Source organism: Hydrogenimonas sp., from assembly GCF_029933015.1.
In the GTDB taxonomy this organism is placed as follows: domain Bacteria; phylum Campylobacterota; class Campylobacteria; order Campylobacterales; family Hydrogenimonadaceae; genus Hydrogenimonas.
The window spans coordinates 1-9,181 of the sequence record NZ_JAOZOZ010000063.1 but is presented as its reverse complement, the minus strand read 5'-3'; the positions used below and the strand labels follow the sequence as shown (position 1 = coordinate 9,181).

Below are 9,181 nucleotides of genomic sequence, written 5' to 3'. Positions count from 1 at the left end.
CCCACCCAAAAGCGGTATCGTCACTTTCGAGCGCACCGATATCCGCCAGGACCCGAAAATCACCCGGCATATCGTCCAGGCTTACAAAAAGCGCTATAAAACCATCGATATCCGCTCCGTCACCGTCAAACCCACGGGCTCGAAACGGGAGAGATTCACTTTTACCCCACAATGTTCACTGAAACTCTCCAAAAGCGGTCTGCGTAGAAAGAGCGGAACCTTCGTCGTCAAATGCGGCAGAAAACGCCACTTTTTCCAATACGCCCTCGATGCGACGATCGGCGTCTATAAAGCCAATCATCAAATAAAAAAAGATAAAATGATCAGCTTGAACGCACTCGAGTACGACGTCATACCCTTCGTCAGACTCCACGACATCCCTCTGAGCGATCCGATCGAGGGACGTTACGTGGCCAGGCAGAACATCGCGCCGGGGAAAATCGTCACCCGGAAGATGGTGCAGCCCATACCGGCCGTGACGAAAAACGAAAGGGTTCTCTGCGTCTACGAAGACGGTCCCGTCCATATCGAATTCGAGGCGACGGCGATGCAGAACGGATACATAGGAGACAATATCACGGTGAAAAAAACGGACGGCAGAGCGATACGTGGTGTCGTCACAGGCAGAAAAAGGGTGGAGATCCGATGAGGCTGATCGTCGCCGTCACCGGCGCCAGCGGCGTTCAGCTGGGCTACAGGGTTCTGGAGTATCTTCCCGAAGGCGTGGAGCCCTACCTGATCCTTTCGGAAAGTGCCCGGGATGTCGTCACCCATGAAAACGTGCGAATCTACGACGAAAACGACATCGCCGCGCCTGTGGCTTCGGGTTCCTTTCCCAGCGACGCAATGATCGTCGCCCCCTGCAGCATGAACACGCTGGCGAAGATCGCCTGCGGCATCGCCGACAATCTTCTCACCCGCACCGCCGCCGTGATGATCAAGGAGCGCAGGCCTCTGCTGCTGGCCCCCAGGGAGATGCCCTTCAGCGCCATCGCCCTCGAAAACATGCTGAAGCTCTCGCGCCTGGGCGTCGTCGTCGCGCCGCCGATACCGGGCTATTACGGCGATCACGAAACGGTGGAGGAGATGGAGCGCTTCATCGTGGGCAAATGGTTCGACCTGCTGGGCATCGAAAACGATCTCTACAAACGCTGGAAAATCGAGGAAGCATGAAACGAAACGTCAAACGCGTCATCTATCCGGGTACCTTCGACCCGATCACCAACGGCCATATGGACATCATCGTCCGGGCGACCCACCTCTTCGACGAGATCGTCGTCGCCGTCGCCAAATCGAGCGAAAAGAGACCGATGTTTTCCCACGAGCGGCGCATCGCGATGGCAAAAGCCGCCTGCGAAAAGATCGAAAACGTCACCGTCGAAGGCTTTTCGAGCCTGCTGGTCGACTTCTGCCGAGAAATGGATTCGAAGATCATCATCCGCGGTCTGCGGGCCGTCAGCGACTTCGAGTACGAACTCCAGATGGGATACGCCAACGCCTCCCTCGATCCCGAGATCGAGACGGTCTACCTGATGCCCAGCCTCGAAAACGCCTTCATCAGCTCCTCGGTTGTGCGTTCGATCCTGGGCCACGGCGCCTCCTGTGCCCACCTCCTGCCCCCGAAGGTCCATACGATGATCCAGTCCCCGATCGGGCACGAAGAGTAATCCGATGTACGTGGTTTTCGAAGGGATCGACACCGTCGGCAAAAGCACCCAGATCGCGCGACTGCGGGAACGTTTCGACGATTGTGTGCTCACCAGGGAGCCCGGCGGCACGGCGCTGGGAAAGAAGATCCGCACGATACTGCTCGATGAGGGAAACATCCACCCCCGCAGCGAAGCCCTGCTCTTTCTGGCCGACAGGGCCGAACACACCGAACGTATCATCCGTCCCAACCTCGAAAGGCTGATCCTGAGCGACCGCTCCTTCATTTCCGGCATCGCCTACGCCCATGTCCACGAAAAGATCGCCGTCGACATGCTGCTGCAACTCAACCGCTTCGCCACCGACGGCATCTTTCCCGACACGGTGATACTCTTTCGTATCGACAGGGAGACCCTGAGCGCACGCCTGGGCCAAAAGAGCGGCGACGCCATCGAAAAACGGGGCATCGACTACATGCTCGAGGTACAGAAGACGATGGGAGAGCTGGTCGATCTGCTCGATATCGACCATCTCGTCGTCGACGCGGCCGATCCTCTCGAAACCATCACCGAAACCATCTATCAGCATATCAAGGAACGTCTATGATTCAAGCACTTCGCGGAATGAAAGATATCATCTCCCCCGACAACGAAAAGTTCGTCCATGTCCTGAAAACCGCCGGGGAGATCGCCGAACGCTACGGGTACGAATACATCGAGACCCCGCTGCTGGAAGAGACCCAGCTCTTCAAACGCAGCGTAGGCGAAAGCAGCGACATCGTCGGCAAGGAGATGTACCAGTTCATCGACAAGGGCGGCCACGACGTCTGCCTCCGGCCCGAAGGGACCGCCGGCGTGGTCCGCATGTTCATCCAGAACAAGCTCGACAAAAAGGGAGGCGTCCACCGGATGTACTACCACGGACCGATGTTCCGGTACGAACGCCCCCAGAAAGGCCGGTTGCGGGAATTCCACCAGTTCGGCTGCGAAAGCTTCGGCGAAGGGAGCGTCTACGAGGATTTCACGATCATCCTGATGATCAAGGATATCTTCGACGCCCTTGGCATCGGCTACAGGATCAAGATCAACTCCCTCGGATGCCCCGAATGCATGCCCGGATACAGAGAACACCTCATCGCCCACCTGAACGATATCCGTGACGGACTCTGCGAAGACTGTCAGCGCCGCATCGAAACCAACCCGATCCGCGTCCTCGACTGCAAAGTCGATAGTTGCCAGGCCCTTCTGAAAGAGGCGCCCGTCATCACCGAAAAGCTCTGCGAAACCTGTGACGCCGACTTCTCCACTCTCGTCAAACTTCTCGACGCCCACGCCCTCCCCTACGAACTCGACCCGAAACTGGTCCGGGGTCTGGACTACTACACCCGCACCGCTTTCGAATTCGTCAGCGACGAGATCGGCGCCCAGAGCGCCATCGCCGGCGGCGGACGCTACAACCGTCTGGTGGAGTTTCTGGGAGGCAAACCGACACCCGCCGTCGGTTTCGCCCTGGGCATCGAGAGGATCCTCGATCTGGTCAAGATGCCCGAAAAGAGACGCGAAGGGATCTATCTGGGCGTGATGGTCCCCGAAGCCCTCGATACGATCGTCGATCTGGCCCACAAAAAGCGCCGTGATACGAAAGTCTTTACCGAGTACAACAAAAAGTCCCTCAAAGCCCACCTCAAAGCGGCCGACCGGCTCGGTGCGGAGTACTGTGCCGTCATCGGCGAGGACGAACTCTCCACGGGTGAGATCTGGGTGAAAAATCTCGAAACAAAAGAGGAGAAGCGCGTTGCCATCAGCGAATTCGACTGATCCGAAGCGAAGCTACGGCATCCATCTCTGGGGCGACGGCAACTTCGTCGTCGAAGAGGGCCTGGTCAAAGTCAACCACGGCTGCCGGCCCTCTCTCATCGAAATCACCAAAAGACTCCGTGACGAAGGGTACAAAGGCCCCCTTTTTCTGCGTTTTCCCCATCTGGCGGTTCAGAATGTCCGCAACCTCTTCCACCATTTCGAACGGGCCAAAAAGGAGTTCGGCTACGGAGGGAAGTTCAAGGCGGTCTTCCCTCTGAAGGTCAACCAGTTTCCCGGCTTCGTCATCCCCCTGATGGAGGCGACGAAAGACCTGGAATACGGTCTGGAAGCGGGAAGCAAGGGGGAACTGATCCTCGCCATGGCCTACACCAACCTGGGCAAACCGATCACCGTCAACGGTTTCAAGGACCAGGAGCTGATCTCCGTCGGCTTCCTGGCGGCCAAGATGGGCCACAACATCACCCTGACGATCGAGGGGATCAACGAACTGGAGCTGATCATCAAGGAGGCCAAGCGCCTGGGCAGCCCCGTCCCGAAGATCGGACTGCGGATACGACTGCACACCGGCGGTATCGGCATCTGGGCCAAAAGCGGCGGCTACAGCTCCAAGTTCGGCCTCACTTCCACCGAACTGCTCGAGGCGATGGATCTGCTCAAGACCCACGGCCTCACCGACCGCCTCTCGATGATCCATTTCCACATCGGCTCGCAGATGAAGCACATCTCCCCGCTCAAGAAAGCGATCCGGGAAGCGGGCAACATCTACGCCGAACTCCGGAAAATGGGTGCCGACAACCTCAGAGCCATCAACATCGGCGGCGGCCTGGCCGTCGAGTACAGCCAGCAGGAGGGCCAGACCAGCCGCAACTACACCCTCGAAGAGTTCACCAACGACGTCGTCTTTCTGCTCAAGGAGATCTCCCAGGCCAAGGATGTACGCGAACCCACCATTTTCACCGAGTCGGGCCGCTACGTGGCCGCCAACCACGCCGTCCTCGTCGCGCCGGTCCTGGAACTCTTCAGCCAGGAATACAGCGAAAAGATCCTGCGGCTCAAGGAGACCAACCCTCCGCTGGTGCAGGAGCTCTACGACCTCTACCGCTCCATCACGGCCAAGAACGCCCGGGAATACCTCCACGACGCTCTCGACCACATGGAATCGCTGCTGACGCTTTTCGATCTGGGCTACATCGACCTGACCGACCGGGCCAACACCGAAACGCTTGTCCACCTCATCATCAAAAAGGCCCTCGAACTGCTCCGCAACAAACCCTCCAAAGAGATCAAGGACATTCTCGACCGGGTCCAGGAGCGCTATCTGGTCAACTTCTCGATCTTCCAGTCCCTGCCAGACTACTGGGGGCTTGGACAGAACTTCCCCCTGATGCCGCTTGACCGTCTCGATCAGAGGCCGACGAGGTCCGCGAGCCTTTGGGACATCACCTGCGATTCCGACGGCGAGATCGCCTTCAACATCGACAACCCCCTCTATCTTCACGACGTGGACGTGGAGCAGGAGGAGTATTTCCTGGGCTTCTTCAAGGTGGGCGCCTATCAGGAGATATTGGGAATGCGGCACAACCTCTTTACCCACCCCACCGAAGCGATCGTCAGATTCGACGAAAATGGGTCCTACCATATCGAAAAAATTCTCGAAGCCCAGACCATTCTCGACGTGCTCGACGACATCGATTACGACACCAAAGAGATCGAGCGCCGCATACGTCAGATGATCGAAGAGTCCGATACGATAGAGGAAGATGAACGCAAAGAGATACTTGGAGAACTTTACCTCTATCTCAGCGAAAACGGTTATCTTAGGACCATCAATTTTGCGGAATAACCCATACGGTTTCGAAGGAGGAGAACGGTGCCACCGCTTTACAGGCTCATACTAGAAGATTTCAAAAGCGTCTACAGGCGCGACCCGGCCATCCATTCGAAATTCGAACTCTTTTTCAACTATCCAGGCGTCTGGGCCATCGTCAACTACCGCATCGCCAACTGGTTTCATAAAAAAGGGTTGAAACTGGTCGCGAGAATCTGGATGGGTATCTCCCAGTTCATCACCAATATCGACATCCACCCCGCCGCCACGATCGGCCGGCGCGTATTCATCGACCACGGGATCGGCGTCGTCATCGGCGAGACCGCCATCGTAGGCGACGACGTGACGATCTACCAGGGGGTCACCCTGGGCGGCGTCTCCCTCAACCCCGGCAAACGCCACCCTACCATCGAGCGGGGTGTCGTCATCGGCGCAGGCGCCAAAGTCCTGGGAAACATCACGATCGGCTACGACTCCAAAATCGGCGCCAACTCCGTCGTCGTCCGCTCCGTACCGCCCGAATCGACCGCCGTCGGCATTCCGGCGAAAGTGGTGACCAAAGGACGCGACAAGAGCCCTCTGAGCCACAACAAAATTCCCGACATCGACAAGGAACTCTTCGAATATCTCCTCAAACGGGTGGCCGTCATCGAACACATACTCGCCCCCGAACACAAAGAGCTTCTCGAAGAGGATCAGAAACTCGACGAGATTTACGAAGCCTTTATCAAATCCATGAAACAATAAAAAATATCAATCATCGACTATCGAACAAAACGAATAAAGGAAACGGATATGAAAAGAACACTTCTCATCTCGATGGCATTGGCAGGACTTTTCCTCCTCGCCGGCTGCGGCAACAAACAGGCGCAGGTCAAAGCTTCCGAAATCAAGCACGGCAAAATCGACGTGGACAACGTCTCCTACTTCTGTGTCGACGGTGTCCGCTACATCAAATACGAAGATGACGAGCAGTTCGGTGTCACCGTCAAATTCAACAGAGACGGATCGGTCGATACCGACTGCGAAACAGTGAAAAAGTGACATATCGCCTTCATATCTTCTAATATCAACCATAGAGGAGGCCTTTTTTTCAAAAAAGTTCCTCCTTCTCTCTTCCGCTTTTTGGTTTTCTGACGGACTTTTCCTCTTTTTCCCCGTTTCGAATCTCCGATTAAGGGATTGCTCCCGTTAATTTGGATAAAATCGAAAGAAAAAAAGGTGAAGAATGCTTTCAAACAGAATTCAGACACTCTCGGAATCTTTGACCATCGCCATCACATCCCTCGCCCAGCAACTCAAAAGAGAGGGAAAGGACGTTCTGGGATTCTCCGCCGGCGAACCCGATTTCGACACGCCCCAGGTGATCAAAGATGCCGCCATCAAGGCGATCGAGGAGGGTTTTACGAAATATACCCCGGTCGACGGCATTCCCGAACTCAAAGAGGCGATCGTCGAAAAGCTCAAAAGAGACAACGGCCTGAACTACACGACCGACCAGGTGATCGCCAGCAACGGCGCCAAACAGTCTCTTTTCAATCTCTTCCAGGCGACGATCAACCCGGGTGACGAAGTGATCATCCCCGCACCCTACTGGGTCACCTACCCCGAACTGGTCAAATACAGCGAGGGCGTGCCCGTAGCCATCGAAACGGACGACTCCACGGCGTTCAAAATCACGCCCGAGCAGCTGAAAGCGGCCATCACACCCAAAACGAAAATGCTCATTCTCACTTCACCTTCCAATCCCACGGGATCGGTCTACTCCCGAGAGGAGCTCGAAGCGCTCGGCAAGGTGCTCGAAGGGACCGACATCCTGGTCGCCAGCGACGAGATGTACGAGAAACTGGTCTACGAGGGCACGAAATTCACGGCCACCGCATCGGTCAGCGAAGATATGTTCAAAAGAACGATCACGATCAACGGCCTGAGCAAGTCCGTCGCGATGACGGGATGGAGATTCGGTTACTGTGCCAGTGCCGACCGCGATCTCGTGAAGGCGATGAAAAAGCTCCAGAGCCAAAGCACATCCAACATCAACTCCATCACGCAGCTGGCCGCCATCAAAGGACTCGACGGCAGCGCCGATGCCGATATCGAGATGATGCGCCAGGCCTTCGAAGCGCGGTGTGACGAGGCGACACGTCTCTTCAACGAGATCGAAGGTCTCTCCGTGATCAAGCCCAAAGGAGCCTTCTATCTCTTCGTCAACCACAAGGCGATCGAGCCCGACTCGATGAAGTTCGCCAAAGCGATGCTCGAAAACGCGGGCATCGCCGTCGTTCCGGGAGCCGGATTCGGTACGGACGGCTACTTCAGGTTCAGTTTCGCCAGCGACATCGAAACGATACGCACAGGGATCGGACGCATCGCCGAGTTCGTCAAAAGCTACCGCTGATGCAGGCGTTTCTCATCTTTCTGGCGGCGGCACTGATTTTGGTGGTACTGGGATATTTTTTCCCGACGAAAAGCCATAAAACACCCCAGAACGACAGAGAGACGAGACAGGGCAGCACGACGAAATGGATCGAGGAGATCAACGCGACACGAGGAAAAAAGAGGTAAACATGGACGCATTCTACATCGCAAGGCAGCCGATCGTCGATCGACGCAACAGGCTTTTTGGCTATGAGATACTCTTCAGGGGCGAGAAGCCGGACGAAGAGGTGGACAAAGGCACCGTCATGACGGCCACCGCCGTCAACAACCTGATCAATGTCATCGGTGTCGAAAACGTCATCGGTCTCCACCGGGGTATCATCAAGATCACACCTCTTTTCCTGAAACGGAAACTGATCGAAGCCCTCCCGAAAGAGCGTCTGATCTTCGCACTCTTCGAAGAGGATATGCGTGATCCCCAACTGATCGAAATTCTCGAAAAGTACAGAGAGCAGGGCTACACTTTCGCCATCAACGATCTCCACGATCCCGAAACGGTGAAACTCCCCCACATTCTCGATCTGATCTCCTACATCAAAATCGACCACGAAGCCCTCGACGAAGCGACGATCAAGGCGATCATCGACGCGGCGAAAGAGCACGGTATCAAGACGATCTGTTCGAAAATCGAGACGAGAGAAGCTCATGAAAGTATGCTCGAAATGGGATGCGACTACTTCCAGGGCTACTTTTTCAAACAGCCCGAAGTCATCGAAGAGTATCCGATACATGCGGAAACGGGCGCGATTCTGCTGCTTTGGAACCTGATCCGCAACGACGCCTCCACCGACGAACTGGTCGAAGCCTTCGAAAGGGAGCACACGATCACCCTGCAGCTGCTCCGCTTCATCAATTCACCCTTCTTTTCACTGCGGCAGACCGTCACCTCGATCCGCCATCTCATCACGCTCCTGGGGCGCAATCAGCTCTCCCAGTGGCTTCTGGTGATGCTTTTCGCCAAAGAGACGCAAAGAGACAACGGCAACCATCCCCTCGTTCTGATGGTCATCAACCGCACGGAACTGATGGTGGGGCTTTTGAAACTGATCAAACCGAATGCCACCAAATCGATGCAGGAGACCGCCTACCTCGTGGGAATGCTTTCCCTCGTGCACCTGATTTTCCACCGACCGCCCAGAGAGATCCTGCACCATCTCCACGTCTCGGAGGAGATAGAAAACGCCCTCTTCGAAGCGGACGGTCTCTACGGCCAGCTCCTCAACATGGTCCGCATCATCGAAAACAACGATGTCAAAAAGCTGAACCAGATCGTCACGAAGTACCATCTCTCCCCCGACGCCATCAACAAACTCTCTCTGGAAGCGATGAAAAAGGTCAACGCCTTCGACGAAGCGCTTAAAACGATGAATGCGTAAGGGGAGTTTTGAGTGTTGAGTGTTGAGTGTTGAGAAAGCTGGCGTATGCCAGCTTGATTTGAAATAAAAGA

11 protein-coding genes are annotated in these 9,181 nt (G+C 55.7%); all 11 read left to right on the top strand.

What is annotated here, in order from left to right; all coding sequences use genetic code 11:
* Positions 1 to 649, top strand: a 649-nt coding sequence (gene flgA / locus Q1K23_RS05730; protein ID WP_300363182.1) for a flagellar basal body P-ring formation chaperone FlgA, incomplete at its 5' end; no start/stop codon positions are given.
* Positions 646 to 1,173, top strand: coding sequence for a UbiX family flavin prenyltransferase (locus Q1K23_RS05725; protein ID WP_300363180.1), 528 nt, complete (start codon positions 646 to 648; stop codon positions 1,171 to 1,173). The genes flgA and Q1K23_RS05725, both read left to right, overlap by 4 nt.
* On the top strand, positions 1,170 to 1,667 hold the full coding sequence (coaD, locus tag Q1K23_RS05720; protein WP_300363178.1) for a pantetheine-phosphate adenylyltransferase: 498 nt from the start codon (positions 1,170 to 1,172) through the stop codon (positions 1,665 to 1,667). The genes Q1K23_RS05725 and coaD overlap by 4 nt, the downstream gene beginning before the upstream one ends.
* A gap of 4 nt (positions 1,668 to 1,671) precedes the next feature.
* Complete coding sequence (gene tmk, locus Q1K23_RS05715; protein ID WP_300363177.1) at positions 1,672 to 2,253, top strand: dTMP kinase; 582 nt, start codon at positions 1,672 to 1,674, stop codon at positions 2,251 to 2,253.
* A complete protein-coding gene (gene hisS / locus Q1K23_RS05710; RefSeq protein WP_300363175.1) occupies positions 2,250 to 3,464 on the top strand; it encodes a histidine--tRNA ligase in 1,215 nt (404 codons plus the stop codon). Before tmk ends, hisS begins: the two co-directional genes overlap by 4 nt.
* The gene (gene speA / locus Q1K23_RS05705; RefSeq protein ID WP_300363173.1) at positions 3,442 to 5,310 is read left to right on the top strand and encodes a biosynthetic arginine decarboxylase; all 1,869 of its coding nucleotides are present in this window, start codon (positions 3,442 to 3,444) and stop codon (positions 5,308 to 5,310) included. The genes hisS and speA overlap by 23 nt, the downstream gene beginning before the upstream one ends.
* A 27-nt stretch (positions 5,311 to 5,337) precedes the next feature.
* Entirely contained in the window at positions 5,338 to 6,042 is a 705-nt protein-coding gene (cysE, locus tag Q1K23_RS05700; RefSeq protein WP_300363171.1) for a serine O-acetyltransferase, read from the top strand.
* 48 nt (positions 6,043 to 6,090) lie between these two features.
* Entirely contained in the window at positions 6,091 to 6,339 is a 249-nt protein-coding gene (locus Q1K23_RS05695; protein ID WP_300363170.1) for a hypothetical protein, read from the top strand.
* Positions 6,340 to 6,523: 184 nt separating this feature from the next.
* The gene (locus tag Q1K23_RS05690; protein WP_300363168.1) at positions 6,524 to 7,693 is read left to right on the top strand and encodes a pyridoxal phosphate-dependent aminotransferase; all 1,170 of its coding nucleotides are present in this window, start codon (positions 6,524 to 6,526) and stop codon (positions 7,691 to 7,693) included.
* On the top strand, positions 7,693 to 7,860 hold the full coding sequence (locus Q1K23_RS05685) for a hypothetical protein (RefSeq protein WP_300363165.1): 168 nt from the start codon (positions 7,693 to 7,695) through the stop codon (positions 7,858 to 7,860). Before Q1K23_RS05690 ends, Q1K23_RS05685 begins: the two co-directional genes overlap by 1 nt.
* A 2-nt stretch (positions 7,861 to 7,862) precedes the next feature.
* The gene (locus Q1K23_RS05680) at positions 7,863 to 9,110 is read left to right on the top strand and encodes an EAL domain-containing protein (protein ID WP_300363163.1); all 1,248 of its coding nucleotides are present in this window, start codon (positions 7,863 to 7,865) and stop codon (positions 9,108 to 9,110) included.
* Positions 9,111 to 9,181 lie beyond the last annotated feature (71 nt).